Origin of the sequence: Lysobacter sp. yr284 (assembly GCF_900107375.1) — a bacterium.
Lineage (GTDB): Bacteria > Pseudomonadota > Gammaproteobacteria > Xanthomonadales > Xanthomonadaceae > Lysobacter.
This window is the reverse complement of sequence record NZ_FNPT01000006.1, coordinates 342291-358688: the sequence shown is the minus strand read 5'-3', so window position 1 is coordinate 358688 and position 16398 is coordinate 342291. Positions and strand designations below refer to the sequence as shown.

Sequence of the window (16398 nt, the reverse complement as noted above, 5' to 3'; positions counted from 1 at the left end):
ACGACGCCCCTCATCGCAGAGGAACATCGGCCCGCGCCTCACTCCTTCGGCTTCTTCACCGGCCGCTTCCAGCCTTCCACCGTCGCCTGGCGCGCGCGCCCGATGCTCAGCTCGCCGGCCGGCGCCGGCCGGGTGATCGTCGAACCGGCGGCGATGGTCGCGTCCTTGCCGATGGTCACCGGCGCCACCAGCGAGGAATTGGAGCCGATGAAGGCGCCGTCCTCGATCGTGGTGACCCACTTGTTGATCCCGTCGTAGTTGCAGGTGATGGTGCCGGCGCCGACGTTGACGCCCGCGCCGATCACCGCGTCGCCGAGGTAGCTCAAATGGTTGGCCTTGCTGCCCACGCCGACCCGCGCGTTCTTGGTCTCGACGAAGTTGCCCACGTGCGCGCCGTCGGCCAGCACCGTGCCCGGGCGCAGGCGCGCGTACGGGCCGATCTGCGCCGCGCCCTCGACCACCACGCCGTCGAGGTCGCAATGCGCGCGCACTTCGGTGCCGGCGCCCAGGCGCACGTCCTTGAGCCGGCAGAACGGGCCGATGCGCACGCCGTCGCCGAGTTCGACCGTGCCTTCCAGGATCGCGTCGACGTCGATCTCGACATCGCGGCCCACCGTCACCGTGCCGCGCTGGTCGTAGCGCGCCGGATCGGCCAGGCGCGCGCCTTGCACGCACAGCGCGCGCGCGGCGCGGCGCTGGAACGCGCGCTCCAGCTGGGCCAGCTGCCACGGGTCGTTAGCGCCCTCGACTTCGATCGGGTCTTCCACGTGAACCATCTCGGCCGGGTTGTACTCGGCCGCGGCGGAGGCGAACACGTCGGTGAGGTAGTACTCGCCCTGGGCGTTGTCGTTGCCCAGGCGGTCCAGCCAGCGCCGCAGCGGTTCGCCGTCGGCGACCAGGATGCCGGTGTTGACGGTGCGGATCGTGCGCTGGTCCTCGTCGGCGTCCTTGTGCTCGACGATGCGGCCGACCCGGCCTTCCGGGTCGCGCACGACGCGGCCGTAGCCGGTCGGGTCGTCGAGGTCGGCGACCAGCACCGCCAGCCGTCCGGGCGCATCGAGCAGCCGTTGCAGGGTCGGCGCGGCGATCAGCGGCACGTCGCCGTACAGCACCAGCACCCGCGCGTCCTGCGGCACGCCCGGCATCGCCTGCTGCACGGCGTGGCCGGTGCCCAGACGCTGCTCCTGCTCGCTCCAGCGCAGGTCGTCCTGGCCGGCGAACGCGGCGCGGACCTGCTCGCCGCCGTGGCCGTAGACGACGTGGATGCCGGCCGGCCGCAGCGCGCGCGCGGTCTCGATCACGTGCGCCAGCATCGGCCGCCCGGCGATCTTCTGCAGCACCTTGGCGGTCGCCGACTTCATCCGCTTGCCTTCGCCGGCGGCGAGAATGACGATGTGCAACTGGTTCATCGACTCATGAGCCATGTACGAAACCTTCCTGAGCTGTTCGGTTGCTTGACGTGGGCCCCCCGTCGGAGCCGAATCTTAGCAGCGCCGCCCGCACGACCCTGCACACGCGCTGAGCGCGCACGCCGCCGCGGCGCGAACTGCGATGGCCGAGGCAGTCCGGCCGCGGCGAGCGCGATCGCGAATGGCCGCATCGCTGCGGTGGCGATGTCCGCCGGTTCGCGCTGAACGGGGCTCGGGTCGCGACCCGAGCGCGCCGCGGCGTTTTCGCGGCTGCGGCCGCGCGGATCGCCCGCGGCCGCCGCGACCCCCAGCCCCAGCTGACCGGTCCGCCACCTGCGCCTTACCCCAGCGCGCCGCGTTTCACTAAAATGCCGCATTCCCCGCTGACGCCCGGCCCTCCCCCGCCCATGAGCCTGACCCGACAAGGTCGCAACTACCTGATCTTCGGCGCGATCCAATACTGCGTGGACTGGGGGATGATGGTCGGCCTGAGCCACATGGGCATGCCGGTGGAAGCGGCCAACCTCGCCGGCCGCGTCAGCGGCGCGCTGCTGGGGTTCTGGCTCAACGGCCGCTTCACCTTCAATAGCGAGGACAGCGCGCTCGGCCGCCGCCAGTTCGGGCGCTTCGTCGCCCTGTGGATCGGCAGCACCGTGCTCAGCACCCTGGCGATCAGCCTGGTCGACACCCATGCCGGCCTGAAGTGGACGTGGCTGGCCAAGCCGGTGATCGAACTGGCCCTGGCCGTGGTCGGGTTCACGGTGTCGCGGTACTGGGTCTACCGGCGCTGAGGCGCCGCCGCGGCGAACCGCGAGGCCGACCGGGCGCCGCGCCCGCGTCCATCGGCGAAAACGAAAACGCCGGCGCGAGGCCGGCGTTTTCGTAGCTGCGAAACAACCGCGGCTCAGTGCTTCATGTTCTTGCGCAGGCGCTCGAGCGCCTGCAACTGCGCCATCGCCTCGGCCAGCTTGGCCTGGGCCTCGGCGATCTCCATCTGCGGGCCGCGGTTGGCCAGCGCGCGCTCGGCTTCTTCCTTGGCCGCGCGCACGGCGGCTTCGTCGATGTCCTGGGCGCGGATCGCGGTGTCGGCCAGCACGGTCACGACCTGCGGCTGCACCTCGAGGATGCCGCCGGAGACCGCGAAGTCGAGCTGCTCGCCGCTGGGCAGGGTCACCACGACCTTGCCCGGCTTGAGCCGGGTGATCAGCGGCGCATGGCGCGGCGCGATGCCGAGTTCGCCGATCTCGCCGGTGGCGACCAGCAGCGTCGCCTCGCCGTGGAAGATCTCGTCTTCGGCGCTGACGATGTCGCAACGGAAGGTGGATGCCATGTCTGTCTCGCTTTGCTCGTTCGACGGGAATGGGGAATTGGGAATCGCGAATCGGGAAAGCAGGGGCATCGAGTCGGCGCGTGGCGCCCTTACGATTCCCTATTCCCCGCTCCCGATTCCCGAGACGCCCGCAGGGCGTCTCAGCCCACGCCCATCTTCTTGGCCTTCTCGACGGCTTCTTCGATGCCGCCGACCATGTAGAACGCCTGCTCCGGCAGGTGATCGTAGTCGCCGTCGCAGATGCCCTTGAAGCCGCGGATGGTGTCCTTCAGCGACACGTACTTGCCCGGCGCGCCGGTGAACACTTCGGCGACGTGGAACGGCTGCGAGAAGAAGCGCTCGATCTTGCGCGCGCGGGCCACGGCGGTCTTGTCTTCTTCCGACAGCTCGTCCATGCCCAGGATCGCGATGATGTCCTTGAGCTCCTTGTACTTCTGCAAGGTGGCCTGGACGCGGCGCGCGGTGTCGTAGTGCTCGGCGCCGACCACGTTCGGGTCGAGCTGGCGCGAGGTCGAGTCGAGCGGATCGACCGCCGGGTAGATGCCCAGCGCGGCGATGTTTCGGCTCAACACGACGGTGGCGTCGAGGTGGGCGAAGGTGGTCGCCGGCGACGGGTCGGTCAGGTCGTCCGCGGGCACGTACACGGCCTGGATCGAGGTGATCGAACCGGTCTTGGTCGAGGTGATGCGCTCCTGCAGCACGCCCATTTCCTCGGCGAGCGTGGGCTGGTAGCCCACCGCCGACGGCATGCGGCCCAGCAGCGCCGACACTTCGGTGCCGGCCAGGGTGTAGCGGTAGATGTTGTCGACGAAGAACAGCACGTCGCGGCCCTTGCCGCTGGCGTCCTTCTCGTCGCGGAAGTACTCGGCCATGGTCAGGCCGGTCAGCGCGACGCGCAGACGGTTGCCCGGCGGCTCGTTCATCTGGCCGTACACCATCGCCACCTTCGACTTCGACAGGTCTTCCTGCACGATGACGTTGGCGTCGGACATCTCGTGGTAGAAGTCGTTGCCCTCGCGGGTACGCTCGCCCACGCCGGCGAACACCGACAGGCCCGCGTGCTCGGTCGCGATGTTGTTGATCAGCTCGAGCATGTTCACGGTCTTGCCGACGCCGGCGCCGCCGAACAGGCCGACCTTGCCGCCCTTGGCGAACGGGCACATCAGGTCGATGACCTTGATGCCGGTTTCCAGCAGCTCGTTGCCCGAGGACTGGTCGGCGTAATCGGGGGCGGCGCGGTGGATTTCCCAATGCACGTCGCTCTCGACCGGGCCGCGCTCGTCGATCGGCTCGCCGAGCACGTTCATGATGCGGCCCAGGGTCGCGGTGCCGACCGGCACGGCCACGGCGCGGCCGGTGTTGGTCGCGATCAGGTTGCGCTTGAGGCCGTCGGTGGAGCCCAGCGCGATCGCGCGGACGATGCCGTCGCCGAGCTGCTGCTGCACTTCGAGGGTGATGGCGGTGTTCTCGACCTTCAGCGCATCGTAGACCCGCGGCACGGCCTCGCGCGCAAACTCGATGTCGACGACCGCGCCGATGATCTGAACGATCTTGCCCTGGCTGCCTTGGCTGCTCATCTTGGATTCCTCAGTAACTTTCAAATGCTGCTGGTGGTCGCAGGCCCTGGGCCGCGCCCACCGGATGGGGTTAGACCGCGGCGGCGCCGCCGACGATTTCGGAGATTTCCTGGGTGATCGCCGCCTGACGCGCCTTGTTGTAGACCAGGTTCAAGGTGCCGATCAGCTTGGTGGCGTTGTCGCTCGCCGACTTCATCGCGACCATGCGCGCGGCATGCTCGGAGGCCACGTTCTCCAGCACCGCCTGGTACACCAGCGACTCGATGTAGCGGGTCAGCACGTGATCGAGCACGGTCTGCGCATCGGGTTCGTAGATGTAGTCCCAATCGTGCTTGGCGACCTGGGTTTCCGGCGCCGGCAGCGGCAGCAGCTGATCGAACGCCGCGCGCTGGGTCATGGTGTTGACGAAGTCGTTGTAGCAAACGAACACGCGATCGACGGTGCCGGCGCTGTACGCGTCGAGCACGACCTTGATCACGCCGATCAGCTGCTCCACGTGCGGCTGGTCGCCCAGATGGGTGACCGAGGCGAGCATGTTGACCTTGATCCGGCGGAAGAACACCGAGGCCTTCTGGCCGATGGTGACCACGTCGACCTCGACGCCCTGCTCCTGCCACTTGCGGAACTCGCCCAGCAGCTTGCGGAACATGTTGTTGTTGAGGCCGCCGGCCAGACCGCGGTCGGACGACACGATCACGTAGCCGACGCGCTTCACGTCCTTGCGCTCGACCATGTACGGATGCCGGTAATCGGAATTGGCCTGGGCCAGGTGGCCGATCACCTGCTTGATCACGCGCGCGTACGGGCGCGAGGTCTTCATCCGATCCTGCGCCTTGCGGATCTTGGAAGCCGAGACCATTTCCAGCGCGCGGGTCACCTTGCGGGTGTTCTGCACGCTCTTGATCTTGGTTTTGATTTCGCGTCCGCCTGCCATCTCTCGCTCGCTTTGTTCGCTTTAGGGCTTGGGGTTCAGGGTGGCGCGCAAACCGGCGGGGCCGGTTTGCGCCGTGCGACCCGCCTTACCAGGTCCCGGTCTGCTTGAACTCTTCGATGCCCTTCTTGAAGGCGCCTTCGATTTCGTCGTCCCAGCCGCCGGTCGAATTGATCTTCTCGACCAGGGCGCCCTGGGTGTTGAGGAAATGTCCGTGCAGCGCTTCTTCGAAGGCGCCGATCTTGGCCACCGGCACGTCGTCCATGTAGCCCTTGTCCACCGCGTAGATCGACAGCGCCTGCAGCGCGATCGACATCGGCGCGTACTGCTTCTGCTTCATCAGCTCGGTCACGCGCTGGCCGCGCTCGAGCTGCTTGCGGGTGGCTTCGTCGAGGTCCGAGGCGAACTGGGCGAACGCCGCCAGTTCGCGGTACTGGGCCAGGGCGATGCGGATGCCGCCGGACAGCTTCTTGATGATCTTGGTCTGGGCCGAGCCGCCGACGCGCGACACCGAGATGCCGGCGTTGACCGCCGGGCGGATGCCGGCGTTGAACAGGTCGGTTTCCAGGAAGATCTGGCCGTCGGTGATCGAGATCACGTTGGTCGGTACGAACGCCGAAACGTCGCCGGCCTGGGTCTCGATGATCGGCAGCGCGGTCAGCGAACCGGTCTTGCCCTTGACTTCGCCGTTGGTGAACTTCTCGACGTAGTCGGCGTTCACGCGCGCGGCGCGCTCGAGCAGGCGGCTGTGCAGGTAGAACACGTCGCCCGGGTAGGCTTCGCGGCCCGGCGGACGGCGCAGCAGCAGCGAGATCTGGCGGTAGGCCACGGCCTGCTTGGACAGGTCGTCGTACACGATCAGCGCGTCTTCGCCGCGGTCGAGGAAGAACTCGCCCATGGTGCAGCCCGAGTAGGCGCTGATGTACTGCATCGCGGCCGATTCGGACGCGGTCGCGGCGACCACGATGGTGTGGGCCAGCGCGCCGTTCTCTTCCAGCTTGCGCACCACGTTGGCGATCGAAGAGGCCTTCTGGCCGATCGCGACGTAGATGCACTTAATGCCGGTGCCCTTCTGGTTGATGATGGCGTCGATGGCCATCGCGGTCTTGCCGGTCTGGCGGTCGCCGATGATCAGCTCGCGCTGGCCGCGGCCGATCGGGATCATCGAGTCGACCGACTTGTAGCCGGTCTGTACCGGCTGGTCGACCGACTTGCGCCACAGCACGCCCGGGGCGACGCGCTCCACCGGAGCGGTCATGGTCGCGCCGATCGGGCCCTTGCCGTCGATCGGCTCGCCCAGCGCGTTGACCACGCGGCCCAGCAGCTCGCGGCCGATCGGCACTTCCAGGATGCGGGCGGTGGTCTTGGCCACGTCGCCTTCGCGCAGGTGCTCGTAATCGCCCAGGACCACGGCGCCGACCGAGTCGCGCTCCAGGTTCAGCGCCAGGGCGAAGGTGTTGTTCGGCAGTTCGATCATCTCGCCCTGCATCACGTCGGCCAGGCCGTGGATGCGCACGATGCCGTCGGACACCGAGGTCACGGTGCCTTCGTTGCGCGCTTCGGCGGCCAGCTTGACCTTCTCGATGCGGGTCTTGATCAGTTCGCTGATTTCGGACGGGTTGAGCTGGGTGCTTGCCATTGTCGTTTCCTTGGTCCTGCATCGCGACGAAGCGACGCGCGGGTGCTTTCTTTTTAACGGGACTCGGAAGCCGGGAGTCGGAAGCGCTCTGCTTCGACGATTCCCTATTCCCAATTCCCGGCTTTAACCGGCCAGCGCCGTCTGCAGGCGCGACAACTTGCCCTTGAGCGAGCCGTCGATCACCACTTCGCCGGCGTCGATCACCGCGCCGCCGATCAGCGATGCGTCGACCGCGGTCTCGATCTCGACCTGGCGGCCGAAGCGCCTGACCAGCGCGGCCTTGATCGATTCGAGCTCGGCCGCCGGCAGGTCGCTGGCGGAGGTGACCTTGGCCTTGACCACACGGTCGGCGTCGGCGCGCAGTTCCTCGAACAGGCCGGCGATTTCCGGCAGCAGGGCGAGGCGGCGGTTGTCCGCGAGCAGGGTCAGGAACCGCTGCACGGACTCGTCCGCGCCGTCGATCGCGACCAGGGCGACCGCGTCGGCGCCGGTCAGGCGCGGGTGGCCGAGCACCGACTGCACCTGCGGATCGGCGGCCACGCGCGCCGAGAAGGCGAGCGCTTGCGACCAATCGGCGGTGCGGCCGGCTTCGCGCGCCAGCGCGAACGCGGCGCGGGCATACGGACGGGCGAGGGTGAGGTTCTGGCTCATCGCGTGGGGCGTTCCGGTCAGATTTCCGCGGCCAGCTCGTCGAGCAGCGCCTTGTGGGCGTTGGCGTCGATTTCGCGCTTGAGCAGCTTTTCGGCGCCGGTGACGGCCAGCGCGGACACCTGCTTGCGCAGATCCTCGCGGGCACGGTCGGCGGCGGCGGCGATTTCGGCGTCGGCCAGCGCCTTCAAGCGCGTGCCTTCGACCATCGCATCGGTCTTGGCCTGATCGACGATCTGGTTGGCGCGCGAATGCGCCTGCTCGACGACTTCGTTGGCCTTGACGCGGGCTTCGCGCACGATTTCATCCGCCTGCGCGCGCGCCTGCTGGATGAGCACCTCAGCGCCTTCGGCATTCGCCAGGCCCTGGGCAATCTTTTGTTGCCGTTCTTCGATCGCCTTGTTCAGGGGCGGCCAAATGAACTTCATCGTGAACCAGATGAGGATCGCGAACGTGATCATCTGGCCGAAGAAGGTCATGTTGATATTCATGACAGCTCCGATGGGACGCTGCGGGCGCTAGGGCCCGGAAGAGCCGCCCGCTCGCGCGGACGGCTCAGACTGCTCGCTGAAGCGAGGATCAGCCGGCGGCGCCGGCAGCCTGCAGGGCGCCCAGCAGCGGGTTGCCGAAGGCGAACAGCAAGCCGACGGCCAGCGCGATGATGAACGCGGCGTCGATCAGGCCGGCCAGCAGGAACATGCGGCCCTGCAGCATCGGCACCAGTTCCGGCTGACGGGCGGCCGACTCAAGGAACTTCGAGCCCATCAGCGCGATGCCGAGGCAAGCGCCGATCGCGCCGAGGCCGACCATGATGCCGATCGCGATAGCGGTCAGGCCCTGCACATTGGCGATGAATTCCATGGTTTTCTCCTACTGAAACGTTGGTTTGGCTAAAGGAAAGGGTGAAACGCGCAAAGAACTAAAAGGTGGAACGCGGGTCAATGACTCTCGTACGCGCCGGCGATGTAGACGACGGTGAGGATCATGAAGATGAAGGCCTGCAGCAGCACGATCAGGATGTGGAACAGCGCCCAGGCGGCGTTGAAGATCACGCCCGGCACGAACATCAGCAGACCGCCGCCGAGCAGGCCGGCGATGAGCATGAACACCAGCTCGCCGCCGTACATGTTGCCGAACAGTCGCATCGCCAGGCTGACCGGCTTGACCAGGTACTCGATGACGTTGAGTCCCAGGTTGGCCGGAGCGAGCGCGATCTTGGCGCCGGTGCCGTGAGCGTGGAACGGCGAGGTCAGCAGTTCTTTGCCGAAGCCCAGGCCGCCCTTGGCCTTGACCGAGTGATAGAGGATCAGGAAGAACACGGTGGTCGACAGCGCCAGCGTCGTGTTCAGGTCCGCGGTCGGAACCCAGCGGAAGTAGGTGTGGTGCGCCACTTCGGCGCCGGCGGTGGTCTTGACCACCCAGCCCGGCAGGTCGAGCGGCAGCAGGTCCATGCCGTTCATCAGCACGACCCAGACGAAGATCGTCAGCGCCAGCGGCGTCAGCGAGCTGCGGTCGCCGTGGAAGCTGTCCTTCACCTGGCCGTCGATGAACTCCAGGATCAGCTCGACGAAGGCCTGTCCCTTGGACGGCACGCCCGAGGTGGCCTTGCGCGCGAACAAGCCGAACCAGGTGATGAAGATCAGACCCAGGATCAACGAAACGACCCAGGTGTCGATATGGAAGGCACCACCACCCAGCGAGATCGTGTTCTGCTGAAGATGATGCTGGATGTATTCGTTCAGGCCGCCCGAACCGGTCTGTTCACTCACGAAAGACACCTATCGTTTCAAAAGATTGGCCAGTGCGAACGCCAGCGTTGCCGCCGACAGACTCACCAGCATTGGCAGGGGAGGCAGACGCCACACGGCCATTCCCAGGCCGAGCATCGTCAATACCGCCACCCATTTGAATATGACTCCGAGCAACAACCGCCCGATCGCCGATCCGGCCGGTTGCACCCCGCCCCCCAACGCCATCCTGGCGGCCGCGAGATTGCCGGCCACCGCCGCGCCGCCACCCACCGCTGCCGCCAGCGCGGACGACGCACCGAGGGAGAGGAAGGCCAGCGCGACCAGCGCCGTCGCGCCGGCTTGCCAAGCAATCGCGCGCGACGCCAGCCGGCGGCCTGCGGACAATGGATCGTGCACGCGGGTCTCGTCGGTCTGGGGTTGGCGCAAAGCGCCCGGTAGAGCCGCAAAAGTATAGAACGAGGGCGACTTTGCGGCAACCGGCGGCAGTCACAGCCCTGCCATAGGCGTCGCGGGGGGCTGCGGTGGCGGTGGCGGGCTGCGCGTTCATGGCCGCGACTATGCCGCCAAGGGCTAGAGCGTTGAATTACCTGGGAGGTAAGCCGGTGCGCGTAGGCCGAGCCTTTCATAGACAACAGCTATCGAAACCTTCGCATCATTCGATTTGCGTTTCGTCCGCGAAGGCGTAAGTTGAGAATCATTCTCATCCGAGCCCAATCCCATGAAGAAGACCCTCAGCTTCGCCGGCGTCCACTTCACCGTCGCCTTCCTGGTCGGCTATCTGATGACCGGCAGCGTCTGGGTCGGCGGCGCCCTGGCCCTGGTCGAACCGGCCTGCAACACCGTTGCCTTCCACCTGCACGAGAAGGTGTGGAAGCGGATCGAGCAGCGCCGCGCCGCGGCCGCCGCAGGCGCCGGCGGCGACGTCCTGGCGACGTGATCGAAAATCTTTGACGGACTGCGGAACCTTTCCACGCCGCACCGGTCAGTATCCAGGAACGCCCGCCGCCACTCTCTCCTCGTCAATGGCAAAGCAGCGGCGGGCACCCCGAAGCCCCGGCACGACCCGCCGGGGCTTCGCCTTTTCCGGCGTGCAGCTTTCTACCACCCACGTCACAGTTCATCGCTCGCGGCTTTGCGCGATCGGTCATCGCGGGTTTTTTCACGGTTACTCCACCTGAACGACGGCATCCATGTACGCACCAGTACACGAATGTGCTGCCTTCTCCCCCCTGTATCCGGAGTAATCCTGTGACCAACCGATTCCTGCCGTTGACGCTGGCGCTGCTGGGCGCCGGCGCCGCGTACGCCCTGCCCGCGCACGCCGAGGACGACCGATTCACCATCCGCCTGGGCGCGATGTCGGTCGATACCAGCGGCGAATTCACCGCCGGCACCACCTTCCGCGGCAATCCCTACGAGTTCAGCCAGGACTTCGATTTCGGCAGCAAGGAAACCGTGCCGCGCCTGGAAGGCCTGTTCAAGTTCGGCGACCGCCATCGCCTGCTGTTCAACTACTGGGGCTACGACAAGAGCAAGACCGCGCGGCTGACCCAGGACGTGTCCTTCGACGACACCACCATCGCCGCCGGCAGCTTCGCCCGCGCCAAGACCAAGTTCGAACTGGCCAGCGCGATGTACGACTACGCGGTGGTGGAGACCGACACGGTCAGCTGGGGCCTGCAGATCGGCGTGGAGTACGCCAAGATCGAAGGCAAGCTGCGCGCGCAGGCCGGCGCCGCCAACTACAGCGCCAGCCGCAGCGAAGACGGCTACGCGCCGGTGGTCGGCAGCCGCCTGACCCTGTCGCCGAACGAGCACTGGCGCTTCGTCGTGCAGGGCCAGTACCTCGACGCCGGCTGGGGCGACTTCGGCGACTACAAGGGCGACATCAGCCGCGCCAACGCGCTGGCCGAATACCGCTTCACCGAGAACGTCGGCATGTTCGTCGGCTACGACTGGTTCAAGATCAACGCCAAGCGCAGCCGCAACAACGTCGATGTCGGCCTGGACCAGCGCTTCAAGGGACCGATGGCGGGCGTGACCTTCTCGTTCTGATCGCGGCGACGTTCCAATCCGATGCCGCGTCGCGATCGCGACGCGGCATCGCAGCCGCCGGCCCCGGACGACGCAGCGCTCACATCCCCGGTATCGACACGCGCATGGCGTTCAAGCGCTTGCGCAGGCAGATCTCCAGCGCCATCGGCATGCGCTCGAACTCGCGGCGTTCGGCTTCGGCGACCTGCGCGCTCTCGAGCGGCCGCTGGACGACCTTGTCGTCGACGAACTCGAACTGAGTGCCATAGCGCTGCGGCCGTCCATCGTCCAGGCGCAGCCGGTCGACCTTCTCCATCGCCTCGCGGATCAGGTGCCCGTCCGCGCCGGGCACCCGCCGCTGCGTGTCCAGGAACGCTTCGGCCCAGCGCAGCTGGCTCGTGCGGTCGTCGTGGTCGCGGTAGATCGCCTGCCACAGGGCATCGACGCCGTCCGTGCCGATCTGGTCGACGCCGGGCATCGGCCGGCGCTGCAGGATCTCGCGCAATCGTTGCGCCGCCGCCCGCGCCTGGGCCGGCGACACGCGCGGCTCGGCCGGCTTGCGCTGTACCGGCTTCGCGCCGGGAGGGGTCGCGGCATCGGCTGCGGCATCGGCCGCACTCGCTGCGGCGTCGGCCGCCGCGTCGGCGGCCGCGTTCGCGGCATTGAGGGCGTAGTAGCGGTCGTAGCCGCCGAACAAGGTCTGATGCCCCCAGCGCAACACGTTCTCGCGCAGCGCCGGATCGCGCGGCGCCGACGACGGCCTGCGCAATCGCTCGCGCTGCAGGCGCGCGGCTTCGCCGTTCTTCCAGGCCTGGCCTTGCGGACAGGCCCGATAGTCCGCCTCGCCGGGCCGCAACGCCGGCGCCAGCGACAACGCGGCCGCCTGGGTCGCGTACAGGCCGGCGATCAGCGCCAGCGCCGAGGCCAGCGTCGCGACGCCGGCCTTACCCCTTCTTTTTGGGGATGTAGAGATCGGTGATCGTTCCATCGAACACCTCCGCGGCCATGCCGACCGATTCGCTGAGCGTGGGATGCGGATGGATCGTATGGCCGATGTCGGCGACCTCGCAACCCATCTCGATCGCCAGCGCCACTTCGGAGATCAGGTCGCCGGCGTGCACGCCAACGATGCCGCCGCCGACGATGCGGTGGGTGGCTTCGTCGAAGACCAGCTTGGTGAAGCCCTCGGTGCGGCCGATGCCGATGGCGCGGCCGCTGGCGGCCCACGGGAACTTGCCGACGCCGACCTTCAGGCCCTTGGCCTTGGCTTCGGTCTCGGTCACGCCGACCCAGGCGATTTCCGGATCGGTGTAGGCCACCGACGGGATCACCCGCGCGACCCACTCCTTCTTTTCGCCCGCGGCCACTTCGGCGGCGAGCTTGCCTTCGTGGGTGGCCTTGTGCGCGAGCATCGGGTTACCGACCAGGTCGCCGATGGCGAAGATGTGGGCGACGTTGGTGCGCATCTGCCGGTCGACCGGGATGAAGCCGCGCTCGCTCACCTGCACGCCGGCCTGGTCGGCGCCGATCTTGGCGCCGTTGGGCGCGCGGCCCACCGCGACCAGCACCCGGTCGTACACGCCCGATTCCAGCGCCGGCGCCTTGCCGGCCTCGGCGCTTTCGAAACTCACCTTGATCCCTTCCTTCAAGGCCTCGGTGGCCGCGGCCTTGGTCTTCAGGTGCACGCTCACGCCCTGCTTCTTGAGGCGGTCGGCCAGCGGCTTGACCAGGTCCGGATCGGCGCCCGGCATCAGTTGGTCGAGGAACTCGACCACGGTCACTTCGCTGCCCAGCGCTCGGTACACCGTGGCCATTTCCAGGCCGATGATGCCGCCGCCGACGACCAGCAGCTTGGCCGGCACGTCGGCCAGCTCCAGCGCGTCGGTCGAATCCATGACCCGCTTGTCGTCCCACGGGAAGTTGCCGAGCTTCACCGCCTGCGAACCGGCGGCGATGATGCATTGCTCGAAGCGGATCAGCTGGGTGCCGTTCTCGCCCTTCACTTCCAGTTCGTTCGGCGACACGAAGCGGCCGGTGCCGACGACGGTGCGCACCTTGCGCTGCTTGGCCATGCCGGCCAGGCCCTTGGTCAGCTGGCCGACGACCTTTTCCTTGTACTTGCGCAGCGCGTCGAGGTCGATCGTCGGCTTGCCGAAGCTGACGCCGTAGTCGCTGGCGTGCTGCGCTTCGTCGATGACCGCGGCCGCGTGCAGCAGCGCCTTGGACGGGATGCAGCCGACGTTGAGGCAGACGCCGCCGAGGCTGGCGTAGCGCTCGACCAGCACGGTGTCGAGGCCGAGGTCGGCGGCGCGGAACGCGGCGGTGTAGCCGCCGGGGCCGGAGCCGAGCACGAGCATGCGGCATTCGACGTCGGCCTTGCGGCCGCTCGCGGCGGCGGCGGTCGGTGCGGGCGCCGCCGCGGCCGGCTTCGCCGCTTCGGCCGCGGCCGGCTTGGCCGGCTCGGCGGCAGCGGCGGGCTTGGACGCTTCGGCCGCAGGCTGGGCGGCGTCGCCGGCGCCCTCGGCTTCGAGGACCGCGATCACCGCGCCCTGCGAGACCTTGTCGCCGACCTTGACGCTGATCGACTTGACCACGCCGTCGGCCGAGGACGGCACTTCCATCGTCGCCTTGTCCGATTCGAGCGTGACCAGGCCCTGGTCCTTCTTGACCGTGTCGCCGACCGCGACCAGCAACTCGATGACCGGTACGTCGTCGTAGTCGCCGATGTCGGGAACCTTCACTTCGATGCTGTTGGCCATGACGCGGCAATCCTCTTGAAAATCTTCGCTGGCGCGCGCGTGGGGCGCGCGCGGTGGGGGCGCACGGCCAGGCCATGCGTGGCGTCCGCCGCGGCGGATGCCGGAAAAGCGCCGGTGCGCGCGGGCGTCGCCGCCGCGCGCGCCGGGGCGGTCACGATGCGGGCGCGGCCTGCAGCAGCCGTTCGAGTTGGTCCAGCGATTCGCCCAGCGCGCGCCAGCGGCGCTCGCGCTTGCCGGCGCTTTCGTTGGCCGCCTCGGTCAGCAGGGTGGCCTGCTCCATCAGGGTTTCGCCGTAGCCGCAGTCGGGGCGCGCGCCGCTGACGCGCAGGCCGTCGACCACGAACAGCAGTTGTTCGGAATCGCGGTACTCGGCCGGTTTGTCGGCCGGCACCGCCTGCTCCAGCGCGCGCTTCCAGGTCGCGACCAGGCGCTGGGCCAGCGCGGCCGGGATCGGCGCTTCCTCGCTGTCCACGTCCTGGTCCACGCGCAGTTCCAGCGCGCCGCCGCCGCGCGAGCCGTTCCAGACCTGGACGCGCCCGTCCGGGGTGGCATGGCGCAGGGTCCAGTCGGCGCCGTCGGCGGCGGCCGGGATCAGCATCACTGCGCTCTCGGCGCCGCGGGTCGGCAGCAGGGTCAGGCTCAGCCGCGGCTCGGCCTTGGCGGCGAGCAGCTGCTCCACGGCCGAACCGTGGTTCTCCGTCGCCGGCGGCCAGCCGCGGCCGAGCGGCAGGCGGCAGCCGTCGGCGGCCTGCGCCAGCGGCGCGGCGAGGACGGCGGCCAGGCCGAGCCAGGCCAGGCGGCGGGCGGCGGAAACGGGGTGCGGGTGACGGCTCATCGGCGAAGTCGGTTCCTGGGGGCGAAGGCGGGCCGGCCGCGCGCGGCGGCCGGCCCTGCGGCGGCGCGTGCGTTACAGCAGCGAGCGGCGCATGTCGGCGAGCAGCTGCGCGAGGTAGGCGGTGAAGCGCGCCGCCGCGGCGCCGTCGATGACGCGGTGGTCGTAGGACAGCGACAGCGGCAGGATCAGGCGCGGCGCGAACTGCTTGCCGTCCCACACCGGCTTGGTCGCCGACTTCGACACGCCCAGGATCGCCACTTCCGGCGCGTTGACGATCGGGGTGAACGCGGTGCCGCCGATGCCGCCGAGCGAGCTGATCGAGAAGCAGCCGCCGCTCATGTCGGCCGGGCCGAGCTTGCCTTCGCGCGCCTTGCCCGCGAGCTCGCCGGTTTCCTTGGCGATCTGCAGCACGCCCTTCTTGTCGACGTCGCGCACCACCGGCACGACCAGGCCGTTCGGGGTGTCGGCGGCGAAGCCGATGTGGAAGTACTTCTTCAGCGTCAGGTTCTCGCCGCTGGCGTCGAGCGAGGCGTTGAAGGTCGGGAACTTCTGCAGCGCGTTGACCGAGGCCTTCATCAGGAAGGCGAGCATGGTCAGCTTGATGCCGGCCTTCTCGTTCTCCTTGTTGAGCGCCACGCGCAGCGCTTCCAGGTCGGTGATGTCGGCGTCGTCGTGCTGGGTGACGTGCGGGATCATCGCCCAGTTGCGCGCCAGGTTGGCGCCGGAGAGCTTCTGGATCCGGGTCAGCGGCTTGGTTTCGATCTCGCCGAACTTGCTGAAGTCGACCTTCGGCCACGGCAGCAGGTTGAGGCCGCCGCCGAGCGACGGCGCGGCGCCGGCCGCGGCCGGCGCGCCACCGCCGCCCTGCATGACGCCCTTGACGAAGGACTGAACGTCTTCCTTGCTGATCCGGCCGCCGCGGGCGCTGCCGCCGACGCGCATCAGGTCGACGCCGAGCTCGCGCGCGAACAGGCGCACCGCCGGGCTGGCGTAGGGCACCTTGTCGGGCATCAGTTCTTCGGCGCTGAAGGCCACCGGCGGGGTGCGCGGCGGCAGCGCCTCGGGGTCGGTGCCGGCGCTGGCGCCGGCGAGCGGGGCCGGGGCCTGGGGCGCTTCGGCCTTCGGCGCCGGCGCGGGTTCGCTCTTGGCCGGCGCGGGGGCTTCGGCCTTGGCGGGGGCGGGAGCGGCGGGCTTGGCCGCTTCCTGGGCCGGCGCGGGCGCCTGCTTTGCTTCCCCTTCGGTGGGTTCGATCAAAGCCACCACGCTGCCTTCGGCCAGCTGATCGCCGATCTTGACCTTGAGCTCGCGCACGATGCCCGCGAACGGCGCCGGCACTTCCATCGTGGCCTTGTCCGACTCCAGCGTGACCAGGCCCTGGTCCTGGGTCACCGTGTCGCCGACCGCGACCAACAGTTCGATGACGGGCACGCCGTCGTAGTCGCCGATGTCGGGGACGCGTGCTTCCTTCAGATCAGCCATGTTCGT

17 protein-coding genes are annotated in these 16398 nt (G+C 68.5%); 3 read left to right on the top strand and 14 right to left on the bottom strand.

The window, feature by feature from the left end:
* Nucleotides 1-38 precede the first annotated feature (38 nt).
* Nucleotides 39-1409 (bottom strand): bifunctional UDP-N-acetylglucosamine diphosphorylase/glucosamine-1-phosphate N-acetyltransferase GlmU, encoded by a 1371-nt coding sequence (gene glmU / locus BLV01_RS13035; protein WP_091799956.1) that lies wholly within the window; start codon nucleotides 1407-1409, stop codon nucleotides 39-41.
* A gap of 407 nt (nucleotides 1410-1816) precedes the next feature.
* Between glmU and BLV01_RS13030 the strand changes: the two genes are divergently transcribed.
* The gene (locus BLV01_RS13030; protein ID WP_091799953.1) at nucleotides 1817-2200 is read left to right on the top strand and encodes a GtrA family protein; all 384 of its coding nucleotides are present in this window, start codon (nucleotides 1817-1819) and stop codon (nucleotides 2198-2200) included.
* 113 nt (nucleotides 2201-2313) lie between these two features.
* Here BLV01_RS13030 and BLV01_RS13025 read toward each other — a convergent pair whose 3' ends face one another.
* The 9 genes from BLV01_RS13025 to BLV01_RS12985 all read right to left on the bottom strand — a co-directional run bounded on the left by BLV01_RS13025 (nucleotide 2314) and on the right by BLV01_RS12985 (nucleotide 9681).
* Nucleotides 2314-2739, bottom strand: coding sequence for a F0F1 ATP synthase subunit epsilon (locus BLV01_RS13025; protein ID WP_091799950.1), 426 nt, complete (start codon nucleotides 2737-2739; stop codon nucleotides 2314-2316).
* A 140-nt stretch (nucleotides 2740-2879) separates the two neighbouring features.
* Nucleotides 2880-4316 (bottom strand): F0F1 ATP synthase subunit beta, encoded by a 1437-nt coding sequence (gene atpD, locus BLV01_RS13020; RefSeq protein ID WP_091799947.1) that lies wholly within the window; start codon nucleotides 4314-4316, stop codon nucleotides 2880-2882.
* 70 nt (nucleotides 4317-4386) lie between these two features.
* A complete protein-coding gene (atpG, locus tag BLV01_RS13015; protein ID WP_091799944.1) occupies nucleotides 4387-5250 on the bottom strand; it encodes a F0F1 ATP synthase subunit gamma in 864 nt (287 codons plus the stop codon).
* An 85-nt stretch (nucleotides 5251-5335) separates the two neighbouring features.
* The gene (atpA, locus tag BLV01_RS13010; RefSeq protein WP_091799941.1) at nucleotides 5336-6886 is read right to left on the bottom strand and encodes a F0F1 ATP synthase subunit alpha; all 1551 of its coding nucleotides are present in this window, start codon (nucleotides 6884-6886) and stop codon (nucleotides 5336-5338) included.
* Between the two features lie 123 nt (nucleotides 6887-7009).
* The gene (locus BLV01_RS13005; protein WP_091799938.1) at nucleotides 7010-7537 is read right to left on the bottom strand and encodes a F0F1 ATP synthase subunit delta; all 528 of its coding nucleotides are present in this window, start codon (nucleotides 7535-7537) and stop codon (nucleotides 7010-7012) included.
* A gap of 17 nt (nucleotides 7538-7554) precedes the next feature.
* Entirely contained in the window at nucleotides 7555-8025 is a 471-nt protein-coding gene (locus BLV01_RS13000) for a F0F1 ATP synthase subunit B (protein WP_057946214.1), read from the bottom strand.
* A gap of 88 nt (nucleotides 8026-8113) precedes the next feature.
* On the bottom strand, nucleotides 8114-8395 hold the full coding sequence (atpE, locus tag BLV01_RS12995) for a F0F1 ATP synthase subunit C (RefSeq protein ID WP_057946213.1): 282 nt from the start codon (nucleotides 8393-8395) through the stop codon (nucleotides 8114-8116).
* A gap of 77 nt (nucleotides 8396-8472) precedes the next feature.
* Complete coding sequence (atpB, locus tag BLV01_RS12990; protein WP_091800065.1) at nucleotides 8473-9303, bottom strand: F0F1 ATP synthase subunit A; 831 nt, start codon at nucleotides 9301-9303, stop codon at nucleotides 8473-8475.
* 9 nt (nucleotides 9304-9312) lie between these two features.
* Entirely contained in the window at nucleotides 9313-9681 is a 369-nt protein-coding gene (locus BLV01_RS12985) for a hypothetical protein (protein WP_254782636.1), read from the bottom strand.
* Nucleotides 9682-10003: 322 nt separating this feature from the next.
* Between BLV01_RS12985 and BLV01_RS12980 the strand changes: the two genes are divergently transcribed.
* The gene (locus tag BLV01_RS12980) at nucleotides 10004-10222 is read left to right on the top strand and encodes a DUF2061 domain-containing protein (RefSeq protein ID WP_091799935.1); all 219 of its coding nucleotides are present in this window, start codon (nucleotides 10004-10006) and stop codon (nucleotides 10220-10222) included.
* A 311-nt stretch (nucleotides 10223-10533) separates the two neighbouring features.
* On the top strand, nucleotides 10534-11340 hold the full coding sequence (locus BLV01_RS12975) for a hypothetical protein (protein ID WP_254782635.1): 807 nt from the start codon (nucleotides 10534-10536) through the stop codon (nucleotides 11338-11340).
* Nucleotides 11341-11419: 79 nt separating this feature from the next.
* Here BLV01_RS12975 and BLV01_RS12970 read toward each other — a convergent pair whose 3' ends face one another.
* The 4 genes from BLV01_RS12970 to BLV01_RS12955 form a co-directional block, all read right to left on the bottom strand.
* Complete coding sequence (locus BLV01_RS12970) at nucleotides 11420-12307, bottom strand: hypothetical protein (RefSeq protein ID WP_139178671.1); 888 nt, start codon at nucleotides 12305-12307, stop codon at nucleotides 11420-11422.
* Nucleotides 12264-14078, bottom strand: coding sequence for a dihydrolipoyl dehydrogenase (gene lpdA / locus BLV01_RS12965; protein WP_091799929.1), 1815 nt, complete (start codon nucleotides 14076-14078; stop codon nucleotides 12264-12266). The genes BLV01_RS12970 and lpdA overlap by 44 nt, the downstream gene beginning before the upstream one ends.
* A gap of 151 nt (nucleotides 14079-14229) precedes the next feature.
* The gene (locus tag BLV01_RS12960; RefSeq protein ID WP_091799926.1) at nucleotides 14230-14913 is read right to left on the bottom strand and encodes a hypothetical protein; all 684 of its coding nucleotides are present in this window, start codon (nucleotides 14911-14913) and stop codon (nucleotides 14230-14232) included.
* Between the two features lie 72 nt (nucleotides 14914-14985).
* Complete coding sequence (locus tag BLV01_RS12955; protein WP_091799923.1) at nucleotides 14986-16392, bottom strand: dihydrolipoyllysine-residue acetyltransferase; 1407 nt, start codon at nucleotides 16390-16392, stop codon at nucleotides 14986-14988.
* Nucleotides 16393-16398: the final 6 nt, after the last annotated feature.

Excerpts from the sequence above, each read along its gene's own strand:
- glmU (WP_091799956.1), bottom strand. The coding sequence starts at position 1,409 with ATGAACCAGTTGCACATCGTCATTCTCGCCGCCGGCGAAGGCAAGCGG.
- BLV01_RS13030 (WP_091799953.1), top strand. The coding sequence starts at position 1,817 with ATGAGCCTGACCCGACAAGGTCGCAACTACCTGATCTTCGGCGCGATC.
- BLV01_RS13025 (WP_091799950.1), bottom strand. The coding sequence starts at position 2,739 with ATGGCATCCACCTTCCGTTGCGACATCGTCAGCGCCGAAGACGAGATC.
- atpD (WP_091799947.1), bottom strand. The coding sequence starts at position 4,316 with ATGAGCAGCCAAGGCAGCCAGGGCAAGATCGTTCAGATCATCGGCGCG.
- atpG (WP_091799944.1), bottom strand. The coding sequence starts at position 5,250 with ATGGCAGGCGGACGCGAAATCAAAACCAAGATCAAGAGCGTGCAGAAC.
- atpA (WP_091799941.1), bottom strand. The coding sequence starts at position 6,886 with ATGGCAAGCACCCAGCTCAACCCGTCCGAAATCAGCGAACTGATCAAG.
- BLV01_RS13005 (WP_091799938.1), bottom strand. The coding sequence starts at position 7,537 with ATGAGCCAGAACCTCACCCTCGCCCGTCCGTATGCCCGCGCCGCGTTC.
- BLV01_RS13000 (WP_057946214.1), bottom strand. The coding sequence starts at position 8,025 with ATGAATATCAACATGACCTTCTTCGGCCAGATGATCACGTTCGCGATC.
- atpE (WP_057946213.1), bottom strand. The coding sequence starts at position 8,395 with ATGGAATTCATCGCCAATGTGCAGGGCCTGACCGCTATCGCGATCGGC.
- BLV01_RS12980 (WP_091799935.1), top strand. The coding sequence starts at position 10,004 with ATGAAGAAGACCCTCAGCTTCGCCGGCGTCCACTTCACCGTCGCCTTC.
- BLV01_RS12970 (WP_139178671.1), bottom strand. The coding sequence starts at position 12,307 with ATGGAACGATCACCGATCTCTACATCCCCAAAAAGAAGGGGTAAGGCC.
- lpdA (WP_091799929.1), bottom strand. The coding sequence starts at position 14,078 with ATGGCCAACAGCATCGAAGTGAAGGTTCCCGACATCGGCGACTACGAC.
- BLV01_RS12960 (WP_091799926.1), bottom strand. The coding sequence starts at position 14,913 with ATGAGCCGTCACCCGCACCCCGTTTCCGCCGCCCGCCGCCTGGCCTGG.
- BLV01_RS12955 (WP_091799923.1), bottom strand. The coding sequence starts at position 16,392 with ATGGCTGATCTGAAGGAAGCACGCGTCCCCGACATCGGCGACTACGAC.